At 69.3% G+C, this 24492-nt stretch carries 21 protein-coding genes; 8 read left to right on the top strand and 13 right to left on the bottom strand.

All coding sequences use genetic code 11. The annotated features are described in order from the left end of the window. Positions 1-6 precede the first annotated feature (6 nt). The 3 genes from ACWCP8_RS23985 to ACWCP8_RS23975 all read right to left on the bottom strand — a co-directional run bounded on the left by ACWCP8_RS23985 (position 7) and on the right by ACWCP8_RS23975 (position 3760). Positions 7-1050, bottom strand: coding sequence for a DNA-3-methyladenine glycosylase family protein (locus ACWCP8_RS23985; RefSeq protein WP_352271065.1), 1044 nt, complete (start codon positions 1048-1050; stop codon positions 7-9). 57 nt (positions 1051-1107) lie between these two features. Next, positions 1108-2199, bottom strand: a complete 1092-nt coding sequence (locus tag ACWCP8_RS23980) for a mannose-1-phosphate guanylyltransferase (RefSeq protein ID WP_352271063.1) — start codon at positions 2197-2199, stop codon at positions 1108-1110. 127 nt (positions 2200-2326) lie between these two features. Beyond that, entirely contained in the window at positions 2327-3760 is a 1434-nt protein-coding gene (locus ACWCP8_RS23975; RefSeq protein WP_451117997.1) for a peptidoglycan recognition protein family protein, read from the bottom strand. 138 nt (positions 3761-3898) lie between these two features. On the opposite strand from ACWCP8_RS23975, the gene ACWCP8_RS23970 reads away from it, so the two are divergent. The 4 genes from ACWCP8_RS23970 to ACWCP8_RS23955 all read left to right on the top strand — a co-directional run bounded on the left by ACWCP8_RS23970 (position 3899) and on the right by ACWCP8_RS23955 (position 9951). Beyond that, a complete protein-coding gene (locus ACWCP8_RS23970) occupies positions 3899-4651 on the top strand; it encodes a TIGR03089 family protein (protein ID WP_352271059.1) in 753 nt (250 codons plus the stop codon). 236 nt (positions 4652-4887) lie between these two features. Next, a complete protein-coding gene (locus tag ACWCP8_RS23965) occupies positions 4888-6204 on the top strand; it encodes an LCP family glycopolymer transferase (RefSeq protein WP_451117995.1) in 1317 nt (438 codons plus the stop codon). Between the two features lie 224 nt (positions 6205-6428). Continuing rightward, the gene (locus ACWCP8_RS23960; RefSeq protein WP_451117993.1) at positions 6429-8222 is read left to right on the top strand and encodes an LCP family protein; all 1794 of its coding nucleotides are present in this window, start codon (positions 6429-6431) and stop codon (positions 8220-8222) included. Between the two features lie 49 nt (positions 8223-8271). Next, the gene (locus ACWCP8_RS23955; protein ID WP_451117991.1) at positions 8272-9951 is read left to right on the top strand and encodes an LCP family protein; all 1680 of its coding nucleotides are present in this window, start codon (positions 8272-8274) and stop codon (positions 9949-9951) included. A 97-nt stretch (positions 9952-10048) separates the two neighbouring features. Here ACWCP8_RS23955 and ACWCP8_RS23950 read toward each other — a convergent pair whose 3' ends face one another. After that, complete coding sequence (locus ACWCP8_RS23950; RefSeq protein WP_352265624.1) at positions 10049-11071, bottom strand: glycosyltransferase family 2 protein; 1023 nt, start codon at positions 11069-11071, stop codon at positions 10049-10051. Positions 11072-11202: 131 nt separating this feature from the next. Between ACWCP8_RS23950 and ACWCP8_RS23945 the strand changes: the two genes are divergently transcribed. Continuing rightward, on the top strand, positions 11203-12711 hold the full coding sequence (locus ACWCP8_RS23945) for an LCP family protein (RefSeq protein WP_451117989.1): 1509 nt from the start codon (positions 11203-11205) through the stop codon (positions 12709-12711). Between the two features lie 61 nt (positions 12712-12772). Here ACWCP8_RS23945 and ACWCP8_RS23940 read toward each other — a convergent pair whose 3' ends face one another. Continuing rightward, positions 12773-13324 (bottom strand): acyl-CoA thioesterase, encoded by a 552-nt coding sequence (locus ACWCP8_RS23940; protein WP_030926974.1) that lies wholly within the window; start codon positions 13322-13324, stop codon positions 12773-12775. Positions 13325-13465: 141 nt separating this feature from the next. Between ACWCP8_RS23940 and ACWCP8_RS23935 the strand changes: the two genes are divergently transcribed. Beyond that, positions 13466-14770, top strand: a complete 1305-nt coding sequence (locus ACWCP8_RS23935) for an LCP family protein (RefSeq protein ID WP_451117987.1) — start codon at positions 13466-13468, stop codon at positions 14768-14770. A gap of 93 nt (positions 14771-14863) precedes the next feature. Here the strand turns inward: ACWCP8_RS23935 and ACWCP8_RS23930 are convergent, their stop codons facing one another. From ACWCP8_RS23930 to ACWCP8_RS23920, 3 genes are all read right to left on the bottom strand, one after another. Beyond that, the gene (locus ACWCP8_RS23930) at positions 14864-15037 is read right to left on the bottom strand and encodes a hypothetical protein (RefSeq protein ID WP_451117985.1); all 174 of its coding nucleotides are present in this window, start codon (positions 15035-15037) and stop codon (positions 14864-14866) included. 139 nt (positions 15038-15176) lie between these two features. Further along, the gene (locus ACWCP8_RS23925; RefSeq protein ID WP_352265619.1) at positions 15177-15653 is read right to left on the bottom strand and encodes a hypothetical protein; all 477 of its coding nucleotides are present in this window, start codon (positions 15651-15653) and stop codon (positions 15177-15179) included. 156 nt (positions 15654-15809) lie between these two features. Next, positions 15810-16967: an acyl-CoA dehydrogenase gene (locus tag ACWCP8_RS23920; protein WP_352265618.1), complete on the bottom strand. Its 1158-nt coding sequence runs from the start codon at positions 16965-16967 to the stop codon at positions 15810-15812. 189 nt (positions 16968-17156) lie between these two features. Here ACWCP8_RS23920 and ACWCP8_RS23915 point away from each other — a divergent pair, with 189 nt between their 5' ends. Continuing rightward, entirely contained in the window at positions 17157-18500 is a 1344-nt protein-coding gene (locus ACWCP8_RS23915; protein ID WP_352265617.1) for a UDP-glucose dehydrogenase family protein, read from the top strand. A 100-nt stretch (positions 18501-18600) separates the two neighbouring features. Here the strand turns inward: ACWCP8_RS23915 and ACWCP8_RS23910 are convergent, their stop codons facing one another. Genes ACWCP8_RS23910 through ACWCP8_RS23900 form a run of 3 tightly spaced genes read right to left on the bottom strand, consistent with a single transcriptional unit; the run spans position 18601 to position 21527 of the window. Further along, complete coding sequence (locus ACWCP8_RS23910) at positions 18601-19830, bottom strand: dipeptidase (protein ID WP_451117982.1); 1230 nt, start codon at positions 19828-19830, stop codon at positions 18601-18603. A 21-nt stretch (positions 19831-19851) separates the two neighbouring features. After that, positions 19852-20391: a 5-(carboxyamino)imidazole ribonucleotide mutase gene (purE, locus tag ACWCP8_RS23905; protein WP_326604068.1), complete on the bottom strand. Its 540-nt coding sequence runs from the start codon at positions 20389-20391 to the stop codon at positions 19852-19854. Then, entirely contained in the window at positions 20388-21527 is a 1140-nt protein-coding gene (locus ACWCP8_RS23900) for a 5-(carboxyamino)imidazole ribonucleotide synthase (protein WP_352265613.1), read from the bottom strand. Before ACWCP8_RS23900 ends, purE begins: the two co-directional genes overlap by 4 nt. A gap of 164 nt (positions 21528-21691) precedes the next feature. Here ACWCP8_RS23900 and ACWCP8_RS23895 point away from each other — a divergent pair, with 164 nt between their 5' ends. Then, the gene (locus ACWCP8_RS23895; RefSeq protein ID WP_451117979.1) at positions 21692-22195 is read left to right on the top strand and encodes a GtrA family protein; all 504 of its coding nucleotides are present in this window, start codon (positions 21692-21694) and stop codon (positions 22193-22195) included. Positions 22196-22328: 133 nt separating this feature from the next. Here the strand turns inward: ACWCP8_RS23895 and ACWCP8_RS23890 are convergent, their stop codons facing one another. Next, positions 22329-23594: an ATP-binding protein gene (locus tag ACWCP8_RS23890; protein WP_352265609.1), complete on the bottom strand. Its 1266-nt coding sequence runs from the start codon at positions 23592-23594 to the stop codon at positions 22329-22331. A gap of 15 nt (positions 23595-23609) precedes the next feature. Next, on the bottom strand, positions 23610-24287 hold the full coding sequence (locus ACWCP8_RS23885) for a response regulator transcription factor (protein WP_352265607.1): 678 nt from the start codon (positions 24285-24287) through the stop codon (positions 23610-23612). Positions 24288-24492: the final 205 nt, after the last annotated feature.

Genomic DNA, 24492 nt, shown 5'->3' with positions numbered 1-24492 from the left:
CGTGGCCTACAGGCGGGCGATGTCGCCCCTTGTCATGCGGGGGGCTCGGCGCGGTGGGGTGTGGCCCGAGAGCAGGATCAGACGGGTTGCCCGATGGCGTTGGCCCTCGTAGGGGGCGAGCAGGGTCAGCATTTCCTCGTCGTCGGCGTTCCTGTTCCCTGCCAGGGCGTGGCCGATGATGCCGGGGAGGTGGAGGTCTCCCACCGTGACCGCGTCGGCGGCGCCGTTGGCTCGTTGGAGCGTCTCGGCGGAGGTCCAGGGGCCGATGCCGGGGATCAGTTCGAGCCGGGCGGTGGCCTGCGGGAGAGGCATCGTCGCCGCTTCCTCCAGCCGTCGGGCCACGCGTACCGCGCGCAGGATCGTTGCCGATCGTTTGGCGTCGACGCCCGCGCGGTGCCATTCCCAGGACGGGATCAGCGACCAGGTGCGCGGGTCCGGCATCACGTGCAGGCCGTGCGTGGTGAACAAGGTGGCCGCAGGGCCGGGGGCCGGGGTGCCGTAGGTCCGGACCAGAAGGCGCCAGGCGCGATAGGCCTCGTCGGTGGTGACCTTCTGTTCCAGGATCGACGGGATCAGCGACTCCAGCACCAGACCGGTGCGCAGCAGCCGCAGTCCGGGGCGGCGGTGCTGGGCCACGGCGACCAGACGGTGGCGCGGACGGAACGCCTCCGGTTCGTCCTCGGCACCGAGCAGGGTCGGGAGCTGGTCCAGGAGCCATGAGGCGCCGGGACCCCAGGCCGTCGCCCCGATCCGGCCGCCCCGGTCGGTGAGGTGGAGCGTGCCGGGGCCGGCCGGGGTGCGGGTGGCCCGCCAGACCGAACCGTCCCGGTGGATACGGAACGTCGGATCGGCGGGGCCGCGGCGCAGCGGGGCAAGGACGAGGCGCAGGTCGAGCGGGCCGGGTGGGGTCCACTCCCGGGTCAGTGCCTCGGGTGCCTGTTGTGCCTCCAGTTGGTGCGATGTCCCCGGTGCCTGCGGCGCCTCGTCCGCTGCGGCCTGGCGCGGGACGGACCTGCTCGGGGCACTGCGGGGGGCGAATCGTCCTGCCACGGGTGAGGTCCTCGGTCGTCGGGGATACCTATAGAGCGTACGCGCCGCGGGGGCCCGTCATTCGTCCGACGAGAAGCGCACGGACGCGTCGGGCAGAGTCGCCCCGCACCAGATGCGGACGCCGTCGCGCAGTTCGTTGTCGGCGCCGACCTGTGCGCCGTCGCCGACGACCGCGCCTGTCAGCACCGTACGGCTGCCGATCCTGGCACCGGCTCCGACCAGGGAGTCCGTGATCACGGCGCCGGGTTCGACGACCGCGCCGGCCAGCACCGCGGAGCCATCGATCCGGGCGCCCGCGCCGATCAGGGCGCCTTCGCCGATGACCGTACCGCCGCTGAGTTTGGCGTCGGCTGCGACGGAGGCCGTCGGCAGGACGAGCCGGTCGCCGCACCGCCCGGGGACGGCCGGGGACGGGGCGCGGCCGAGGACCAGATCGGCGGATCCGCGTACGAACGCCTGCGGGGTGCCGAGGTCCAGCCAGTAGGTGGAGTCGACCATGCCCTGGAGATGCGCACCGGAGGCGAGCAGTCCGGGGAAGGTCTCGCGCTCCACGGAGACCGGGCGGTCGGCCGGGATGGTGTCGATGACCGACCGGCGGAAGATGTACGCCCCCGCGTTGATCTGGTCGGTGACGATCTCTTCGGGCGTCTGCGGCTTCTCCAGGAACGCGGTGACCCTGCCGGTGTCGTCCGTCGGTACGAGACCGAAGGCGCGCGGGTCCTCGACCCGGGTGAGGTGGAGCGAGACGTCCGCTCCGGACGTGGCGTGCGAGGTGACCAGCGCCCGGATGTCGAGGCCCGTGAGGATGTCGCCGTTGAAGATGAGGACGGGTTCGTCCGGTCCGGAGACGAGACGGGACGTCACATTGCGGATGGCTCCGCCGGTGCCGAGCGGTTCGCGTTCGGTGACGTACTCGATGTGGAGGCCGAGTGACGAACCGTCGCCGAAGTACGGCTCGAAGACCTCTGCCAGGTACGACGTGGCAAGGACGATGTGCTCGACCCCGGCGGCCCTCGCCCGCGCCAGCTGGTGCGTCAGGAACGGGACGCCGGCCGCCGGAACCATCGGCTTCGGAGTGTGCACCGTGAGCGGGCGCAGCCGGGTGCCTTTGCCACCGACCAGGAGAATCGCTTCTTTTGCCTCTGTCACAGCACTGTCTCTGCTTCCTGCTGGGGCCGGGCCTGGTTTCGGCTGGCCAGTGTAAGCAGACCGGTCGGATCTCCCCCGGTCGGCGGCCCGGCCGGCGGTCCGGCCCCCGTCGGAGCCGCACGGGCCGTCAGCGGCCTTGCAGGTGGGCGGAGCTGGTCCGGGCCGAGCCGAGCTTCTTGTAGAGAAGGGTTCCAGGACATTCGGTTACGAAGCCGTCCCGATGTCCGGAGATGACGTTGAGTTTAACCTTTGTCCCCTTTTTGAACCGGTTTCCGCCGCCCGACACGAGGGTGGTCCTGGAGCTCGGGTCGGCGCCGAACAGGCCGAGTTTCCAAGCGGTGAGCTTCGCGATGGCGTTCACCGCGGCGGCGGGCGGGTCGGACGTGGTGAAGGTGCCGAGCACGGCAATGCCCATGCTGTCGGTGTTGAAACCGAGAGTGTGCGCCCCCTGGACCGCCTTCGTCACGCCCCCGGCACGTCCTTCGTAGATGTTTCCGCACCTGTCGACGGCGAAGTTGTAGCCGATGTCGCGCCAGCCAGTGCTCTTGACGTGGTAGCGGTAGATACCGCGAAGGACCGACGGCGCCTGGGAGCACGTGTACTTGTTGCCCGTGGCGCTGTGGTGGATGAATGCGGCCTTGACGCTCTTCATGTACGCGAAGGCGCTCTCGCGGAGCTTCTCGTCGGCCCCCCAGCCCTTGCGGGTGATGATGGTCGGGCGGGGGCCGATATACGGTTTGCTGCCCGGCGCGACACCGGCCTCGGCCTCACTCTCCGCCTCGGTCTGCGCCTTGTTCAGTGCGGGCAGGACGGAGCCTTGGCCGGATGCCTGGAGGGAAGTCCGGACGGATCCCTGAAGGGACGCCTGGAGCGATGTGGCGAGGCGGCCGCCGCTGCCGGACGCGAGACCCGCGAACTCGGCACCCGGGGCTTCGAAGTCGCCTTCGTCGGTGCCGGCCACGGGCGACTGCTGCGGGTCCTCGCCGGGGTCGACGAGTTCGAGCCGCAGGCCTTCGGGAAGCGGTACGCGGGCGGTGGCCCGGTCATGGGCGTCGGGCGTCTCCGGGATGACCCGGACCTCGACGCCGTCGCAGTTGCCGACCCAGAGCGGGGCGGTGGAGCCACGGACGGTCCCGGAGTCGCGCTCCGCGCTCCCGGGGTCGGCGGCGTGTTCGGCATTGTGGGTCTCCAGGTCCTGCCAGTCGGACCAGTGGCCGGAGCCGATGGCGCGGGTGCGGACCTCGACGGCGCCGTGGAGTTCGACGTCGGCGTCGTCCCAGACGACGCCGACCAGTGAGAAGGGGTGGACGTCGCGTCGAGGCAGACCTTGTACGGCGTCGGCCTCGGCGGTACCGCTGGGGGCGTCGGTCGTCCGCGTGGACGCAGTGGGCAGTGGCGACAGCGGTAGGGACCGCGTCGACCCGGGCACTTCGGCGGGATCGGCGGCCTCGGTCGCTGCGGTCGTGGAGGTGCCGGAGGCGGCGCCTGCGGGCGCGGCATTCGGCAGCACAAGGGCTGCCGAACAGGTGACACCAATGGCAGATGCAATGAAGGCGCGCATACGAATGATATTGACCACAATGCGACAACGACGGCTACCGGGGTATCTCTGGACAATTGACGGGCCGTCTGCCGAACCGGTGTACCCGATACCTGTGGCATCCGGCCCCGCCCGGCACCGCCGCGTACCCTTGCGCGGATGAACGCCAGCGACCGCACCCCTGCCGACCTGCTGCGTTCCGCGCTCGCCGCGGACCCGGCCCGCCCCATGGTCACTTTCTACGACGACGCCACCGGAGAACGGGTCGAACTGTCGGTGGCCACCTTCGCCAATTGGGTGGCCAAGACCGCCAACCTGCTGCAGGGCGACCTGGCCGCGGAACCCGGCGACCGGCTCGCCCTCCTGCTGCCCGCGCACTGGCAGTCCGCGGTCTGGCTGCTCGCCTGCTCCTCGGTCGGCGTCGTCGCCGATGTGCAGGGGGACCCCGCCGCCGCCGACCTCGTCGTCACCGGTCCGGACTCGCTGGACGCCGCGCGCGCCTGCCGCGGCGAACGGATTGCTCTGGCCCTGCGCCCGCTGGGCGGCCGGTTCCCGCAGCCGCCCGAAGGTTTCGCGGACTATGCCGTGGAGGTGCCGAGCCAGGGCGACCGGTTCGCGCCGTACGCGCCGGTGGACCCGGACGCGCCCGCGCTGACCGTCGGCGGACTCGGGCTGACGGCGGCGCAACTGGTCGCGCGCGCCCGGGAGGACGCCGTGGAGCTGGGGCTGACGCCCGGATCGCGGCTGCTGACGGGGCGCACGTACGAAAACTGGGACGGGCTCAGCGCCGGGCTCTTCGCCCCGCTGGCCGCCGGCGGCTCCGTGGTCCTGTGCCGGCATCTGGGACAGCTGGACGAGGACGGACTCGCCAAGCGCATCAAGAGTGAGCGGGTCACCAACACCGCGGTGTGACAAGCCCCCTGACGGCCACTCGTCCGGCCCACAGCGGGCCGAGCCCCCGGGCCTGCGCATCAACTCCGGTACATCATCGGCGGTACAGACCACTCAGGCCCTGGGGTCTTCCGCCTTGATCGGGCCGGGCCCCGCGAGCCCGGCCCGATCAAGGCGGATCCCTGGGCACAACCAAGCGTGAGGTTCAGCCGTCTACTCCTGCGACCGGCGGCCCAGCGCGCCGCCGAACGTGAAGGATGGACGCAGACGTGACCGAAAGCGCCGGCACGCCGGCCGACCCCGACCGCTCGGCCGCGGACCAGGGCGGGCACAACGACGAGTCGCAGGACAGCGACGAGTCTCAGGGCGAGGGCAGGTCTCGGGGCGACGGCAGCTCTCAGGACGGGCCGGAAGGCGAAGGCCGTCCCGAGGAACCACTCGGCTCGGACGTCCACGCCAAGCGCAGGCACCGCTGGCTGCGTTGGGCGGCGCTCGCCACGTCGCTGTTCGTCCTGGTCGCCGCGGGCGGCGGCTGGTGGCTGTACAGAAAGCTCGACGGCAACATCAGGACCGACACGTCCGCGGCCGCCGAACTGCGGGTGTACGAAAAGGAACGTCCCGTGTCCGTCGTGCACGACGCGGAGAACATCCTGCTCATCGGTTCCGACAGCCGCACCGGCGACAACCGCAAGTACGGCCGCTCCTACGGCAGCAGCCAGCGCTCCGACACCACGATCCTGCTGCACCTCGCCGCGGACCGGAAGAGCGCCACGGCCATGTCCATCCCGCGCGACCTGATGGCGGAAATCCCCAGTTGCCACCAAGCGGACGGAAAGCCCACCAGGAAACAATTCGCCCAATTCAACTGGGCCTTCCAATTCGGTGGCACTGCCTGCACGATCCGCACGGTCGAGCGGATGACGGGCATTCGCATCGACCACCACATGGTCGTCGACTTCAATGGCTTCAAGGACATGGTCGACGCGGTGCACGGCGTCGAGATCTGCCTCAAGGAGCCGATCGACGACTCGGACGCACACCTGAAGCTCCGCGCGGGACGCCAGAAGCTCGACGGCGAGGAGGCGCTGGGGTACGTACGGGCCCGCAAGTCCATCGGCAACGGTAGCGACACCGACCGGATGGAACGCCAGCAGCGATTCCTCGGCGCACTGGTGAACAAGATGCAGAGCAACGGCGTCCTGCTCAACCCGACCCGCCTCTACCCGGTGCTGGACGCGGCCACCAAGTCGCTGACCACCGACCCGGGCCTGGACAGCCTCAAGGACCTGTACGAGCTGGTGCGCGGCATGCGTAACGTACCGACCGAAAAGGTGCAATTTCTAACAGTTCCGCGCCAGCCGTATGCTGCCGACCCGAACCGGGACGAACTTATCCAGCCAGAGGCCAACAAGCTCTTCAAGCGGCTGCGCGAGGACGCCCCTGTCGCAGTGGTCCCGGCGGATGAACTGAAACGCAAAAAGCGCGGGAATTCGGACAGCTCGGACTCCACCAGTCCGACACCCACACCCACCTATTCGGGCAGCAATGCGGCCACCGACCTGTGCAAGCGGTAAAGCAATTCCCAAGTAGGCATCGGCAATCGGAGCGTAATGAGCAGTATGACCGGTTGTAAGGGCCGTGGAATGTGTCACGCCCGTCGCTTGACAGCGAACCGGGCGGATAGTGTGACGCGATCCGGTGCTTCCGACCATCAGGTCGCGCACTGCTGGAGCGAAAGATCGAGCGCCTCTCGGGGGGTAGGCGCCTCGCGTGGCACCGACGGAGGACTCAAACAACCGTGGATGCGCAAAGCCGTGGGCGGGCGGACGAAATCGACCCCGCAGACCAGTGGGTCCTCAACCCGCAGACCGGCGATTACGAATTGCGACTGCCCCAATCCGGAGGGGATTCATACCGCACGCCGAGTGCGCCGGGTCCGCGTGGTTCCGGGCGCAGAGGCACCGCGCATGAGGGCGGCGGCGAACGCAGAAGCGCGGTTCGTGACGGTGGTGGCGAGCGCAGAAGCGGTGGACGGAACGGTGAGGGCCGGGGGCCGGTGCCCGAGCAGCGTGGTCGCCGTGCCAATGGCCCGCGCGGCCAGGAGGGTTCCGGTCCCGACTCCGCGGGCCGGCGCAAGCGCAAGCAGCCGAAGGCCCGCCGCAGGAAGGCGCTGCTCTGGACGGGCGGCGTGATGGCCTTCGTGCTGGTCGGTCTGTCGGTGGGCGGGTACGCGCTGTACCAGCACTTCAACGGCAACCTGAACTCCGTGGACATCGGCAACGCCGGCAACAAGGACGTCATCACCGCCAACGCGCCCCTCAACATATTGATCATCGGCACCGACAAGCGGACCGGTAAGGGCAACGAGGGATACGGCGACAAGGGCAGCACCGGCCACGCCGACACCAATATCCTTTTCCACGTCTCCAAGGACCGCACCAACGCGACGGCGCTGAGCATCCCCCGCGACCTGATCACCGACATCCCGGACTGCACCACCAAGCAGCCGGACGGTTCGGACAAGGTCATCGCGGGCACCCAGAACATCCGGTTCAACGTCAGCCTCGGCCAGGAAGGCCGCGACCCGGGCTGCACCATGCGTACGGTCGAGGAGATCACCGGCGTGAAGCCCGACCACTTCATGATGGTCGACTTCAACGCGGTCAAGGAACTGACCACTGCGGTCGGCGGCGTCAAGGTGTGTCTGGCCCACCCGGTCAAGGACTCCAAGTCGCACCTCGACCTGCCGGCCGGTGAGAGCAAGATCCAGGGCGAGGACGCGCTGGCGTTCGTGCGGACCCGGCACAGCTTCGGCAATCAGAGCGACCTGGACCGGATCAAGGTCCAGCAGCAGTTCATCGGCTCGATGATCCGGCAGATGAAGTCGGACGACACGCTGACCAGTCCGACGAAGATGTACAGCCTGGCGGACGCGGCGACCAAGGCGCTGACGGTCGACAAAGGCATCGGCTCGATAAAGAAGCTGACCGCGCTCGCCAAGGAGCTCGGCAAGATTGACACGAAGAACATCACGTTCGTGACGGCCCCGGTGGTGGACAACCCGGCCGAGAAGGTCCATGCGACGGTGGTGCTCAACAAGGCCAAGTCCGACCCGCTGTTCCAGATGATGCGCGAGGACACCTCGCTGACCGAGGTGAAGAAGCAGAAGAAGGCCGCCAAGAGCAAGCAGGACGCACTGCTCAAGGGAACCAAGGCCGCTGCCGCCGACGTACGCGTCGATGTCTTCAACGGCGGCAACATCTCCGGCGGCGCCCAAAAGACTGTCTCCTGGCTGCAGAACGAGCAGGGCGTACCGAAGTCCACGAACAAGGCCAACGCCCCGGAGAAGATCGCCAAGACGACGCTCGAGTACGCACCCAATCAGGCCGACCAGGCCCGTGCACTCGCCGCCATGATGGGGCTCCCCGGCTCGGCCCTGAAGAAGGGCACCACGGACGCGGAGGGGCTCCAGGCGATGGTCCTGACCCTGGGTGCGGACTTCAAGGGCGCAGGTGTGCCCGTCACCGGACCGGCAAAGGTGCCGGACGACATACCGCTGGCAAACGCCGACAAGGCAGTGTGCGCCAAGTGACACGGGGTCACTGCGCCATTCCGAGAGTCTGAGCAGCAGGGGGGACCTGGTGGGACGGAGCAGCACACCCGGGGAGGGAACGCGACCACGCGTCCGGCATGCCGGACAACTCGGCTGGGACGACGGCCTGTACGACGACGACCCGTCCGCCGGCCCTGAGGGCGGACGCGGCGACAGCGGCTCCGGGGACCGGGATCGCCCGGGCCCCGGGCGATCCGAACGCCGCCGCCAGTCACACCGGCGCGGCAAACGCCGCATACTGCGCTGGATCGCCTGGGTTCTCGTGGTGGCGATACTCGGCGCCGGCGCCGCCGGCTATCTCTGGTACGAGCACCTGAACAGCAATCTCCGCAAGGGGCATCGCAGCGCCGGGAACAGCGCCGCGAAGAAGGCCGCCCCGAACGCCGCGGGCCAGACCCCGCTGAACATTCTGCTGATCGGCTCCGACAGCCGTAATTCCAAGGAGAACCTCAAACTCGGCGGCTCGAAGGCGAGCGTCGGTGCGAAGCCGCTTGCCGATGTGCAGATGCTCCTCCACGTGTCGGCCGACCGGAAGAACGCCTCGGTGGTCAGCATTCCGCGTGATACGCGCGTCGACATCCCGAAGTGCGTGGACCCCGACACCGGCCACGAGTCCCCGGCCACCAACGCGCTCATCAACGAGTCGCTGGGCCGTGGCGGCCCCGGCTGCACACTGGACACCTGGGAGCAGCTGACCGGCGTCTACATCGACCACTGGGTGATGGTCGACTTCGCCGGGGTGGTCGCCATGGCGGACGCCGTGGGCGGCGCCGATGTGTGCGTCAAGCACAACGTCTACGACATCCCCAAGCCCAACGTTCCCGGCGGCTCCTATCTGAAGCTGACCGAGGGCACGCACAAGATCAAGGGCAAGAAGGCACTGCAGTGGCTGCGTACCCGCCACGCCTTCGAGAGCGACATCGGCCGCGCCAAGGCTCAGCACATGTACCTGAACTCGGTCATCCGCGAGCTGAAGAGCCAGAACGCGTTCACCGACACCGGGCGGCTGATGGACCTCGCCGAGACGGCGACCAAGTCGCTCCAGGTCTCGGAGGAGATCGGCTCGGTGAAGAAGCTGTTCGACCTCGGTATGCAGCTCAAGAGCGTACCGATGGACAAGATCAACATGCTGACGATGCCGCGGATCGCGGATTCGCAGGACGACAACCACGTGCTGCCGAAGCCGGTCGCCGCCGACAAGCTCTGGGCGCTGCTGCGGGACGACGAGTCGCTCGACCCGAAGGACCGCAAGACGTCCGGGAAGAAGGACAAGGGGCCGGCCGCGGCCGCACCTGCTTCGCTCGACGTGACGGTGGTCAACGGCACCGGAGCCGACGGGCAGGTGCCCACCGGCGGCCGCGCCACGGGCGTCCAGGACATCCTCCGGTCCGAGGGCTTCACCAAGGCCACCGCCTCGACCGTCCCCGGGTCGGCGCTGACCACCGCGGTGACCTATCCGAAGGACTCCGGTGCCCAGGGCAAGTCGGACGCGCTGTCGATCGCCGAGGCCCTGGGGATGCCGACCAGCGCGGTCAAGGTGTCGACGGATGTCGAGACGCTGACCCTCACGGTCGGCTCGGACTGGCGGACGGGAAAGACGTACCCCAAGCAGGCCGCTGATGACGACGACCCGCTGAAGGGGACCGAGGCGGTCAACGGATCGGAGAAGGACGCCTGCATGGACGTCTACTGGCCGTACCGCTTCTAGCCGGGGCGGGCAACGGACAGGGGCGCCGACCGTTCTCCGGGGAGAACGGTCGGCGCCCCTGTCCCTGTCCGTGCCGGATCGACGTGCCAGCGCCGGATCAGACCGTCTGTCGCCGGACCACGGGACGGCGGCCGGCCATGACCTTCTTCGCCAACGAGCGCGGGCTGGTCAGGAAACCGTAGCCCCAGGACATGTGCATGGTGGCCAGCGCCACCGGGATCTGGACCCGTGCCTTCAGCGGCAGGCCCTTGCCCGCCGGGAGGGACCCGGCGACTATGGCCGCGGCGTAACCGGCCGGGACGACGAAGGCCCACGGGGTGACGGCCGCGCCGACGACGATGCCCGCCGCGATCGCGCAGACGGCGGTCGGCGGGGCGAGGTAACGCAGGTTGATCGAGCCGGCGTGGTACCGGGCGACGACGTGGCGCCAGCGGCCGTAGTCCTTGTACTGCTTGGCGAGGGCCTTCACCGAGGGGCGCGGCCGGTACTGCACCTTCAGCTCCGGCGAGAACCAGATCAGCCCGCCCGCCTCGCGGATCCGGAAGTTCAGTTCCCAGTCCTGGGCGCGGATGAACTCCACGTTGTAGCCGTCCGCCTTCTCCAGTGCCTCGCGGCGGAAGACCCCCAGGTAGACGGTCTCGGCCGGGCCCGCCTGGCCGCCGGTGTGGAAGGCCGCGTTGCCGACGCCGATCCTCGACGTCATAGCCGCGGCGACGGCGTTCTCCCAGTCGTTCTCGCCCTCGGCGTGCATGATGCCGCCGACGTTCTGCGCGCCGGTCTCCTCCAGGAGGCGGACGGCGGTCGCGATGTAGTTCGGCGAGAGCATGCCGTGGCCGTCTACCCGCACCACGATGGGGTGCGAGGAGGCCTTTATCGCGGCGTTGAGCGCTGCCGGGGTGCGGCCGGTCGGGTTCGGCACCGTGTGCACCCGGGAGTCCTCGCGTACGAGCTCGGCGGCGATCTCGTCCGTACGGTCCGTGGACGGGCCGAGCGCGATCACGACCTCCATCTCACCGGCGTACTCCTGCTCGAGGATGTGCCGGACGGAGTTCCTGAGATGGCGTTCCTCATTGAGCACCGGCATGATCACGGACACGGCGGGGTACTGCGCGGCAGACATGTGGTCCTCGGGGGGTCCTCGGGGGCGCCGGGGGTTCGCACCCCAGGAGGCGGCGTTATTCGGCCGCCACGTTACCGCGAATGAGGGACACAGGCGCGCGCCACCGGGTCGCTTCCCGGAGTGGTGATCGTATGGGCCTACTGTGCGAACGGTCCCCCCTGCACCGCGGAGGTCCCCCCGTGCCTACACCGCACAGCTCCCCCCGTCCACCGCGCCGCCACGCCACTCCCCCGCAGCGCAGGTCGAGAAAACAGGACGAGCGGCCCCACTGGGGCATGCGGCTGGCGACCAGTCTGTCCGTGCTGGTGCTCGGGGCAGGCGGGATCGGTCATGCGGTCGTGACCGGCCTGGAGACCGGGATCGACCGGGTCGACCCGTTCAAGGACATGAAGAACCGGCCGCGGGCCGGCAACGGCATGAACCTGCTGCTCGTCGGCACCGACGGCCGCGACAAGGTCAGCCGGGAGGAGAAGCGGAAGTACCGGCTGGGCGGTGCACCCTGCCGCTGCACCGACACGATCATGCTGGTGCACCTGTCGGCGGACAGGGAACGCGCGACGATCGTCTCGCTGCCGCGCGACAGCTACACCGAGCTCCCCGGGCACCGGGACCCGACCACCGGCGTCGAGCACGCCGCCCATCCGGTGAAGCTGAACGCCGCCTATGCGGAGGGCGGGCCGAGTCTGACCGTACGGACGGTCGAGCGCATGACGGGTGTCAAGGTCGACCACTACCTGGAGGTCGACTTCACCAGTTTCATGAAGACGGTGGACACCCTCGGCGGGGTGCAGATCTGCACGGCCCGGCCGATGAAGGATTCGTACACCGGTCTCGATCTCGGCGCGGGCACCCATTGGCTGGACGGCGGGCAGGCGCTCCGGTACGTGCGCTCACGCCATATCGACGCGGCCGCCGACCTGGGCCGGATGCAGCGCCAGCAGAAGTTCCTCGCGTCGCTGATCAAGCGGGCGACCAGCAGCAGTGTGCTGATGAACCCGGTGAAGTTCCGGGACGTCGCGTCGACGATGCTCGGTTCGGTCCGGGCGGATCGGGGGTTCGGCACGGACCAGCTGCTCGACCTCGGCCAGGCGATGCGCGGTTTCACCCCGGCGTCGTCCGAGTTCGCCTCCGTACCGATCAGCGATCCCTCCTTCCCGGTCAAGGGCATCGGCTCGACGGTCAAATGGGACCCGGCGAAGTCGAAGAGGCTCTTCGAGGCGCTGCGCGAGGACAAGCCGCTGGCTCCGAAGCGGCCGAAGGCGCCGGTGGCGAAGCCGGTCGATGTCGCACCGGGTGAGATCCGGGTCCAGGTCTACAACGGGACCATGCAGGAGGGGCTCGGCAGAAAGGTCGACGACGCACTGCGCGCCACCGGCTTCGTTACGACACGGGCCCCGCTCAACACGGAGCCGCGCAGCCTGAAGCACACGCTGGTCGAGTACGACCCGCGGTGGGACCGGTCGGCGAAGTCGCTGGCGGCAGCGCTGCCGGGGGCCGAGCTGCGGGCGGTCACGGGGCAGGGCAAGACGATGAAGGTGACCGCGGGCGAGAACTTCGGCAGGGTGGAGCGGGTGCAGGCCGAGGCTGGGCACCGGGGCGAGTTCGGCACGATCACGGGCGACCAGGTGGTGTGCCCGTAGAGAACGGTGCCGCATACGAGCCACCGGGGGTCCCCGTCCCCGCCGGACCCGGGGCCTGCCGTCAGTCGATGTCGATGCCGTCCGCGATGCGCTTCTCGCGCAGTTCCTTGATCGCGCGGCGCCGGGCGAGGCGGTGCGTACGCCGGATCTGCGCCTCCTGGTAGCGCCGCTTGTCGCGCTCCGTCTCCGGGATCACGGGAGGTACGGGGCGCGGCTTGCCGTCCCCGTCAACCGCCGCGAACACCAGATAGGCGCTGCCGACCTGCTGGGCGGGGGTCGATTCGTTCCACCGCTCGGCCATGACCCGGACGCCGACCTCCATCGAGGAGCGGCCGGTCCAGTTCACCTGCGCGCGGACGTGAACAAGGTCACCGACGCGGACCGGCTCCAGGAAGACCATCTCGTCCATCGAGGCCGTCACCGCGGGACCGCCGGAGTGCCGGCCGGCCACGGCGCCCGCCGCGTCGTCGACGAGTTTCATGATCACGCCACCGTGCACGGTGCCCAGCAGGTTGGTGTCACTGCCGGTCATGATGTGGCTGAGGGTGGTCCGGGACGCCGCGGTCGGCTTGCCCGGAATATCGCCCTCCGGGCGCGGGGCCTGATCTGTCATGCCGTCCACCTTATTGCGGGGGCCCTGCGCCTTATTGCGGGGGCCCTGCGCCGCGGACATTGCATCAGCTTGGCAACAGCCCAGGCCCGATATCTCACACCCCCTGTAATACCGACAGGTCCGGCCTGCACACTGGTCCGCATGAGCGACAGGCCCGGTGGATGGACCGACGACAACCGCGACGACCGCTACGGACAGGGCAGTGACAGCGCCCAGCCCGAGGGTGCCCGTGTGATGCGGCACGTCCAGCGGCACCCCGCACCGCCGCCGCAGCGCCCGGCGCCGCCGCGGCAGTATCCGGCGCCGCCGCGGCAGCGCCGTCCGGAGCCGCCGCGGTACTCCGACGGCTATGACGACAACGCTGGGTACGACAACGGTTACGGTGCCGGTCAGGTCTACGGCGGCGGCAACGGTGGCGGCCGGGGTTACGGCGGCGATGACGGCGGTTACGTCCAGGGCAGGCCCGCGCCGGACTGGCGCCGTCGAATAAAGATAGGCGCGCTGACCCTCGTGGTCGTGGTGCTGGCCGTCTCCATCAGCACGTACTTCTGGGCCGACTCCAAGCTGAAGCGCGAGGTCGACCTCTCCAAGGTGATCGAGCGTCCCGGCGAGGGCGACGGCACCAACTATCTGGTCGTCGGATCCGACAGCCGCGCGGGCATGTCGGCCGAGGACAAGAAGAGGCTTCACACCGGCTCCGCCGGGGGCAAGCGGACCGACTCGATGATGATCCTGCACGACGGATCGAACGGCCCGACACTGATCTCCCTGCCCCGTGACTCGAACGTGGAGATCCCCTCGTACAAGGGCTCCGACTCGGGCAAGCTCTACCCGGGCCGCGGCCGCTTCACCAAGCTGAACGCCGCCTACGCGGAGGACGGCCCCGAACTGCTGGTCCGTACCGTCGAGTTCAACACCGGACTGCACATCGACCACTACGTCGAAATCGGCTTCGGCGGCTTCGCCAAGATCGTGGACGCGATCGGCGGGGTGGAACTCGACATCCCCAAGGCGTTCAAGGACAAGAACTCCGGCGCCGACTTCCAGGCCGGCAAGCAGACGCTGAACGGCGAGCAGTCGCTCGCCTTCGTGCGGACCCGGTACGCCTTCGCGGGCAGCGACCTGGACCGTACGAAGAACCAGCAGAAGTTCCTTGCGGCGCTGGCGAGCCAGACCGCGACGCCGTCCACGATCCTCAACCCGTTCAAGCTGTACCCGACGATGGGCGCCGGTCTCGACACCCTCATCGTCGACAAGGACATGTCGCTGTGGGACCTGGGCAACATGTTCTTCGCGATGAAGGGCGTCACGGGCGGTGACGGCAAGTCGATGAACATGCCGATCTCGGGCAGCACCGGGGGGAACCTGGTCTGGGACAAGGCCAAGGTCAAGCAGCTGGTGCAGCAGCTCAACAACGACGAGAAGGTAACCGTCTCCAGCAACTGACGGCAGACAGGAGCAGGGCCCGGACGGTTCGCCGTACGGGCCCTGCTGCACGCCGCGGTCGTCACCAGACGTGCGACCGCGGCCCGGCCGCCGCTACACGCTCCCCCGAGCCGGCAGCGCCACATGCGGCAGAGCCAACTCGCCGTCCTCCTTGGCGAATTCGGCGGACAGCACGTCGTACTCCCGCTTGGCCGTGGCCACTCCCTCCGGCCCCCGGCTGTTGACCAGCTGCCCGATCGCGGCGACCCCGGAGGCGGGCCGGCCCACCAGCCCTCCGCGCCTACCTGGTGATCCCGGGCGAGGACCTCGGTCCGTACGTCTCCGAGGCCGGCCGCGGACATCAGCGCACCCAGCCCTTCCCGGGTGCGCGGGAAGCGGCCGGACCGGATCCGCCGCTCATAGGCGGTCACCGCACACCTTCCACAGGTCCCTGCGGTTCGAGCTCGTCCAGGTCCTCGTACAGCGCATCCAGAATCCGGCCCGTGGGCTCGCCCTGCGGGGACAGCTCCGCCAGGCACCAGCCGGGCAGTTGTTCCTCGACCTCGGGCGGAAGATCGCCGTCCGTCGGATCGGCCAGGCTGTAGAGCAGGCCGAACGCGGTCTCCTTCGCCACCTCGCGGGCTATCTCGCCCAGTTCACCGGGTGTCAGCCCGAGCCGCACCGCCCGCTCGACGGCGTCGCCCGCGAGGCCCTCCTTCCGGTACGCCTCGACCCAGTCGGGCGCCGCCGAACTCCAGGCGTCGATGTCCTGCCAGACCTTGCGCAGGAACCGGTAGCGGGCGAGCTGCGGAAGGTTCTCCTCGACCTCCGAGTCGGCCCAGCCCGGTGCGTCGTCGGCCCCCAGCGCTTCGAACAGGCCGGTGAGCTTGTCGATGTCGGTCATGGACAGGGAAGTTACGCCATCGCGAGCCACCGCTACCGCAGCGTCCACGAACCCGCTGTGCCGGGGAAACGCGATCGGCCCCCGGCAGGAAGCCGGAGGCCGATCAATGGTCGCAACCCGTTCGGAACGGACGCCGAATTGTGAAAATCCGCCGGGTTACGGCAGGTTCCGCGCCATGACTATGCGCTGAACCTGATTCGTGCCTTCATAAATCTGCGTGATCTTGGCGTCGCGCATCATCCGCTCCACCGGGTAGTCCCGCGTGTAGCCGTAGCCGCCGAGCAGCTGGACCGCGTCCGTGGTGATCTCCATCGCGACGTCGGAGGCGAAGCACTTGGCCGCGGCGCCGAAGAACGTCAGGTCGCCGTCGAGGCGCTCGGACTTGGCGGCGGCCGAGTAGGTGAGCTGGCGTGCCGCCTCCAGCTTCATCGCCATGTCGGCGAGCATGAACTGGACGCCCTGGAAGTCGCCGATCGGCTTGCCGAACTGCTTGCGCTCCTGGACGTAACCCTTGGCGTAGTCGAGGGCACCCTGCGCGATACCGAGGGCCTGGGCCGCGATCGTGATGCGGGTGTGGTCCAGGGTCTTCATCGCCGTGGCGAAGCCGGTGCCCTCCTCGCCGATCATGCGGTCGGCGGGGATCCGGACGTTGTCGAAGTAGACCTCGCGGGTCGGGGAGCCCTTGATGCCGAGCTTCTTCTCCGGGGCGCCGAAGGAGACACCCTCGTCCGACTTCTCGACGACGAACGCCGAGATGCCCTTGGAGCGCTTGGTCGGGTCGGTGACGGCCATCACCGTGTAGTACTCGGAGACGCCCGCGTTGGTGATCCAGCGCTTCACGCCGTTGAGGACCCAGAAGTCGCCGTCGCGGACGGCCTTGGTCTTCATGCCGGCGGCGTCGGAGCCCGCGTCGGGCTCGGAGAGGCAGTACGAGAACATCGCGTCGCCCTTGGCGAGCGGGCCCAGGTACTTCTTCTTCAGCGCATCGGAGCCGGAGAGGATCACCGGGAGCGAGCCGAGCTTGTTCACGGCCGGGATCAGGGAGGAGGAGGCGCAGACGCGGGCCACCTCCTCGATCACGATCACGGTGGCGAGGGCGTCGGCACCGGCGCCGCCGTACTCCTCGGGGACGTGCACGGCCTGCAGGTCGGAGGCGACCAGGGCGTCCAGCGCCTCCTGCGGGAAGCGGGCCTCCTCGTCGACCGCCGCCGCGAACGGGGCGATCTTCGCCTCGGCGAGCGCACGGACCGTCTCGCGGAGCATGTCGTGCTCCTCGGCCGGACGGTACAGATCGAAATCGGTGGAACCCGCCAAGACTCTCACTCCCCAAGGATGCTAACTACCGTTAAGTAACCCAATTTTAGGCGCCACGCCTCGCAAAGACCTATGCGAGCTGTACGTGAGCTACGCGACAGGGGTCCGCAAGACCGGTAAAACAGGGCGTCAGGGGGCACGACTATGCTCGTTCACCGCACGTCCGTCCGCATCTCCCAGGAGCACTTCATGGCCCTCAGGATCACTGTGATCGGCACCGGCTACCTCGGCGCCACCCACGCTGCGGCCATGGCGGAGCTCGGCTTCGAAGTGCTCGGGCTCGATGTCGTGCCCGAGAAGATCGAGATGCTGAGCGCCGGCAAGGTCCCGATGTACGAGCCGGGTCTGGAGGAGCTGCTCCGCAAGCATGTCGCGGGCATCGAGGGATCCACCGGCCGGCTGCGGTTCACCACCTCGTGGGAAGAGGTGGGTGCCTTCGGCGACGTGCACTTCGTCTGCGTGAACACCCCGCAGAAGCACGGCGAGTACGCCTGCGACATGTCCTACGTGGACAGCGCCTTCGAGTCGCTGGCGGCGCAGCTGACCCGGCCCGCCCTGGTCATCGGGAAGTCGACCGTGCCGGTGGGCTCCGCGGCCCGGCTCGCGGCGCGGCTGGCCGAGCTGGCGCCCGTGGGTACGGACGCGGAGCTGGCCTGGAACCCGGAGTTCCTGCGCGAGGGCTTCGCCGTGAAGGACACCCTGCACCCCGACCGGATCGTCGTCGGTGTGGAGAGCGAGCGGGCCGAGAAGCTGCTGCGCGAGGTGTATGCGGTTCCCCTCGCGGAGGGGTCGCCCTTCGTGGTGACGGACTTCCCGACCGCCGAGCTGGTGAAGACTGCCGCGAATTCGTTCCTGGCGACCAAGATCTCGTTCATCAACGCCATGGCGGAGGTCTGCGAGGCCGCCGACGGTGATGTGAAGAAGCTCGCCGAGGCGATCGGCCACGACGAGCGGATCGGCAACAAGTTCCTGCGGGCCGGGATCGGCTTCGGTGGCGGCTGTCTGCCCAAGGACATCCGCGCGTTCATGGCGCGCGCCGGTGAGCTGGGCGCCGACCAGGCGCTGACGTTCCTCCGTGAGGTCGACTCGATCAATATGCGGCGCCGAGGCCACATGGTGGAGCTGGCCCGGGAGGCCGTGGGCGGCGACTCGTTCCTCGGCAAGCGGGTGGGCGTGCTGGGTGCGACATTCAAGCCGGACTCGGACGACGTACGCGACTCGCCGGCGCTGAACGTGGCCGGGCAGATCCACCTCCAGGGCGGCCAGGTCACCGTGTACGACCCGAAGGGCATGGACAACGCCCGGCGGCTCTTCCCGACGCTCGGGTACGCGGAGTCTGCGCTGGACGCCGTGCGCGGCGCGGATGTGGTGCTGCACCTGACGGAGTGGCGCGAGTTCCGTGAGCTGGACGCGGTGACGCTGGGCGAGGCCGCGGCGCACCGGATCATTCTGGACGGCCGTAACGCGCTGGACAGTGCCGTGTGGCGCGAGGCGGGCTGGACGTACCGGGCGATGGGCCGGCCCCGGGCCTGAGCCACTGGTTCATGGGCCGGCCGCCAAGGACCGACCGCACCTGAGCCGTTGAGGGCCCGAGCCGCCTCCCTGGAGCGCTCGGGCCGTTCTCGCGCCGCTGTCAGACCTTGGGAGCGTCGAGTTCGTCGATCGTGGCGTGGGACGGGCCGCGCCGCGTACACAGGTCACGGGCGACGTCCTCCGCGTCGCGGAGCACCCGTACCGCGTTGCGCCAGGTGAGCTTGGCGAGGTCGGCGGCGGACCAGCCGCGGCCCAGGAGCTCCGCGATCAGGTTCGGGTAGCCCGCGACGTCCTCCAGACCGGCGGGGAGGAACGCGGTGCCGTCGTAGTCGCCGCCGATACCGATGTGGTCGATCCCGGCGACCTCACGCATGTGGTCGAGGTGGTCGGCGATCGTCGCCACGGTGGCCATAGGGCGCGGGTTGGCCGCCTCGAACACGGCGTGGATCTTCATCGCCTGCGGGGTGGTGTCGAGATGGTGCAGGCCGTGGGCGCGCATGTTCTCGTCCGCGGCCCGGGTCCAGGCGACGGCCGCCGGCAGGACGAACTTCGGTACGAAGGTCGCCATGGCGATGCCGCCGTTGGCCGGGAGCTGCGCGAGGACGTCGTCGGGGATGTTGCGCGGGTGGTCGCAGACCGCCCGTGCCGAGGAGTGCGAGAACATCACCGGCGCGGTGGAGGTGGCGAGCGCGTCGCGCATCGTCGTGGCCGCCACATGCGAGAGGTCGACGAGCATGCCGGTGCGGTTCATCTCCCGTACGACCTCGTGGCCGAACGGGGAGAGTCCGCCGACGCCCGGTTCGTCGGTCGCCGAGTCCGCCCAGGCGATGTTGTCGTTGTGGGTCAGCGTCATGTAGCGGACGCCGAGGGTGTGCAGGGCGCGCAGGGTGCCCAGCGAGTTGTTGATGGAGTGGCCGCCCTCGGCGCCCATCAGGGAGGCGATGCGGCCCTCGGCGCGGGCCGCCTCCATGTCGTCGGCGGTCAGGGCACGCCGGAGGTCGGCGGGGTGGCGGTCCAGCAGCTCGGCGACCACGTCGATCTGTTCGAGGGTGGCGCTGACGGCGGCGTCACCGGCCATGTCGGACCGTACGTAGACGGACCAGAACTGGGCGCCGACGCCGCCGGCACGCAGCCGTCGGATGTCGGTGTGGAGGTGGGCGGACTGGTCGGTGGCGATGTCCCGGGCGTCCAGGTCGTAGCCGACCTGTTCACGCAGTGCCCAGGGCAAGTCGTTGTGGCCGTCGACGACGGGGTATTCGGCGAGGAGTTCCCCGGCCCGCGTGAGCCGTTCCGCGGTGTGGTCCGCGATGTTGTCGGCGCTGTGATCCATGGTCGCCCTCCCCCTCTGCCGCTACTTGCCGAAGCCGAAGGAGTCGCTGCCCTCGACCTTGTTGCGCAGCCGCTTGCCCTTCTCCGTCGCCTGGTCGTTCAGCTCCTGCTGGAACTCCCGCATCCGGGCCAGCAGCTCGCTGTCGTGGGCGGCGAGAATGCGCGCGGCGAGCAGGCCCGCGTTGCGTGCGCCGCCGACCGAGACGGTCGCGACCGGGACACCGGCCGGCATCTGCACGATGGAGAGCAGGCTGTCCATGCCGTCCAGGTACTTCAGCGGGACCGGGACGCCGATGACGGGCAGCGGGGTGACAGAGGCGAGCATGCCGGGCAGGTGGGCGGCGCCGCCGGCGCCCGCGATGATCGCCTTGAGGCCGCGGTCCGCCGCGTTCTCCCCGTACGCGATCATTTCCCGCGGCATCCGGTGGGCGGAGACGACGTCGACCTCGTAGGGGATCTCGAACTCGTCGAGTGCCTTGGCCGCTGCTTCCATGACGGGCCAGTCGGAGTCCGAGCCCATGACGATGCCGACGAGGGGCGCGGCGGAGGCGGGGGAAGTCATTCGGTGATCGTTCCTCGCAGGTAGTCGGCCGCGTGCCGGGCGCGCTCCCGCACGTCCGCCAGGTCGTCGCCGTAGGTGTTGACGTGTCCTACCTTGCGGCCGGGTTTCACGTCCTTGCCGTACATGTGGATCTTGAGCTGTGGGTCACGGGCCATGCAGTGCAGATACGCCTGGTACATGTCCGGATAGTCGCCGCCGAGGACGTTGGACATGACCGTCCAGGTGGCGCGCGGGCGCGGGTCGCCGAGCGGCAGGTCGAGGACGGCCCGGACGTGGTTGGCGAACTGCGAGGTGATCGCGCCGTCCTGGGTCCAGTGCCCGGAGTTGTGCGGGCGCATCGCGAGCTCGTTGACGAGGATGCGGCCGTCACTCGTCTCGAAGAGTTCGACGGCGAGGTGCCCGACGACGCCGAGCTCGGCGGCGATCCGGAGGGCCAGCTGCTGGGCCTCGCCGGCGAGCTTCTCGCTCAGCTCGGGGGCCGGGGCGATGACCGTGTCGCAGACCCCGTCGACCTGGATCGACTCGACGACCGGGTAGGCGACGGCCTGGCCGTGCGGCGAGCGGACGATGTTGGCCGCCAGCTCCCGTACGAAGTCGACCTTCTCCTCGGCGAGGACCGGGACACCGGCCCGGAACGGTTCGGCCGCGTCCGCCTCGGAGCGGACCACCCAGACACCCTTGCCGTCGTAGCCACCGCGGACCGTCTTCAGGATGACGGGGAAGCCGTCGACCTCGGCCGCGAACGCCGCGGCGTCGGCCGGGTCCGTCACGATGCGGTGGCGGGGACAGGGCACGCCGATCTCCGAGAGCTTGGCGCGCATCACCCCCTTGTCCTGGGCGTGCACCAGCGCATCGGGACCGGGGCGCACGGGGATGCCGTCCGCCTCCAGGGCCCGCAGGTGCTCGGTCGGGACATGCTCGTGATCGAAGGTGATCACGTCACAGCCGCGCGCGAAGGCACGCAGCGTGTCCAGGTCGCGATAGTCGCCGACGACGACTTCGCTCACCACCTGGGCCGCCGAGTCCTGAGGGGTGTCGCTGAGGAGCTTGAATCTGATGCCGAGGGGGATACCCGCCTCGTGGGTCATACGGGCGAGCTGACCGCCGCCGACCATGCCGACTACCGGGAACGTCACTCCTCCAGGGTATCCGGCGTCCCGGGGACCACCGGACGATGCCCCGGCGGGCGGTCCTGTGACGTTCCACGGCGCCGGGTCCTGCGTGCCCACAGGCATCCCACAGGGGTGCTGGTTAGCATGATTGGATTGACCGAATCCACGGACGGGGCTGAGCGATCACCATGAGCGAACGGGGCGCACTGCGAACCCGGCTGGATCGGCTGGCCCGGGAGGTCGCCAAGTTCGGCGCCGTCGGCGCGCTGGGTCTGCTGGTCAATATCGCGGTCTTCAACCTGCTGCGGCACACCACGGACCTTCAGGTGGTGCGGGCCAGTCTGCTGGCGACGTTCGTCGCCATCCTCTTCAACTACGTGGGCTTCCGCTACTGGACGTACCGGGACCGTGACAAGACCGGCCGCACCCGGGAGCTGATGCTGTTCCTGCTGTTCAGCGCGGTGGGCGCGGTGATCGAGAACGGTGTGCTGTACGCGGCGACGTACGGATTCGGCTGGAACAGCCCGGTCCAGAGCAACGTGTTCAAGATCCTGGGAATCGGGATCGCGACGCTGTTCCGGTTCTGGTCCTACCGGAGCTGGGTGTTCAAGGCGCTGCCTGCCAAAGACGGTGTAGGCGTGCTGGCGCAGGGGCGGACTCCGGTGGCGCCGGCGGAAGCGGTACAGCGTTGAGGCACCGGGGTCGCCCCGGTGGCCGCATTGTCCTCAACCTCTCCCAGAGCCTCAAGGGCATGGAGGACCCCCTCGACGGGCTCGATTTCGGCTGATGCCGTCCTGCGCATGTGCAGGACGGACCTCGCTCGAATCAGCGCACCGGGCGTTCCGGCTCCTGGCGGGGGAGGGGCACTCGGCTCAGGAACAGGGCGAAGACCGCCGGCTGCTGCTGGAGCAGTTCCAGGCGGCCGCCGTCCGCCTCGGCCAGGTCGCGGGCCACCGCCAGGCCGATCCCCGTGGAGTTGCGGCCGCTGATCGTCCGCTCGAAGATCCGGGCGCCCAGGTCGGGCGGGACCCCCGGACCCTCGTCCGTCACCTCGATGACCGCCTGGTTGCCGGTGACCCGGGTGCGCAGCGCCACCGTGCCGCCACCGTGCATCAGTGAGTTCTCGATCAGTGCGGCCAGCACCTGGGCGACCGCACCCGGGGTGCCGACGGCCCGCAGGCCCTGCTTGCCGGAGCGGACGATGGCGCGTCCCTCGCCGCGGTAGGCCGGGCGCCACTCCTCGATCTGCTGCTTGACGACCTCGTCGAGGTCGAAGACGACCGCGGAGCCGGTGCGCGGGTCGCGGGCGTTGGTCAGCAGCCGTTCCACCACGTTGGTGAGGCGCTCGACCTGGGTGAGGGCGATGTTCGCCTCTTCCTTCACCGTGTCCGGGTCGTCGGTGACGGAGATCTCCTCGATCCGCATGGAGAGCGCGGTCAGCGGGGTGCGGAGCTGGTGGGAGGCGTCGGCGGCGAGCCGGCGTTCCGCGGTCAGCATCCGCGCGATCCGCTCGGCGGAGGAATCGAGGACGTCGGCGACCCGGTCCAGTTCCGGCACCCCGTACCGCTTGTGGCGCGGTCGCGGGTCGCCGGAGCCCAGGCGTTCCGCCGTCTCGGCGAGGTCGGTGAGCGGCGAGGTCAGTTTGTTGGCCTGGCGTACCGCGAGAAGCACCGCGGAGACGATCGCGAGGAGCGCCACCGCGCCGATGACCATCAGGGTTCGGCCGACCTCGCGAGTGACGGCCGAGCTGGACTCCTCGACGGTGACCTTCTCGCCCTGCTCCCCCGACGCCGTACTGCTGATCACTCTGCCGGTGGGGCGCGTGCCCACCTCGAGGGGGGCGCGGCCGGGGATCCTGACGAGCGCGTACCGGTTGTCGTCGACCTGTTCGGCCAGCACCGAGGGGTTGATCCGCTCGGCCCCGAGGAGTCGGCTCTCGACGACACTGATCAGCCGCAGCGCCTCGGAGTCGACGCTCTCCTGGGCGCTGTTGCTGATGGTGCGGGTCTCGACGATGACGAGGGAGACGCCGAAGACGGCGATCACCACGAGCACCACGGCGAGGGTGGAGTTGATCAGTCGGCGGCGCATGACTGTTTCTGTACGTCAGCTCTTCTCGAAGCGGAAGCCGACGCCCCGGACGGTCGCGATGTAGCGGGGGTTGGCGGCATCGTCGCCGAGCTTCTTGCGGAGCCAGGAGATGTGCATGTCGAGGGTCTTCGTCGACGACCACCATGTGGTGTCCCAGACCTCGCGCATCAGCTGGTCGCGGGTGACGACCCGGCCCGCGTCGCGGACCAGGACCCGCAGCAGGTCGAACTCCTTCGCGGTGAGCTGGAGTTCCTCTTCGCCCATCCAGGCCCGGTGCGACTCGACGTCGATCCGCACGCCGTGCGTGGCGGGCTGCGGCGAGGGCTCCGTGGCGCCGCGCCGGAGCAGCGCCCGGACCCGGGCGAGCAGCTCGGCCAGGCGGAACGGCTTGGTGACGTAGTCGTCGGCTCCGGCGTCCAGGCCGACGACGGTGTCCACCTCGTCGGCGCGGGCGGTGAGCACCAGGATCGGCACGGTGTGGCCGTCGGCGCGGAGCCTTCGGGCCACTTCGAGGCCGTCCATCCCGGGCAGGCCCAGGTCGAGCACGACCAGGTCGATGCCGCCCTGGAGGCCGGCGTCGAGAGCGGTCGGGCCGTCTTCGCGGACTTCGACCTCGTAACCCTCCCGACGCAGGGCACGAGCCAGCGGCTCCGAGATGGATGCGTCGTCCTCGGCGAGCAGTACACGGGTCATGGGGTGATGGTAGTCCGCCTGGGACGGCTGTCGTGAGGTGATCGACAAGGCCTGCGGGTTCGCGGCCTGAACCGAGGTACACCTTCGAATATGCGACCCTGGTTGCATTCATCCCTGTGATCCATCTCTCAAGTCCTTCCATATCCGGCACTGTGCTGTCGTATGGTGGCTCGACGCCTGTTGCACTACTCAAGGACCTTTGGGC

The organism is Streptomyces sp. NPDC002206 (assembly GCF_053593595.1).
Note: the sequence above shows the minus strand (reverse complement) of the source record. Positions and strands in the feature narration are given on the sequence as shown.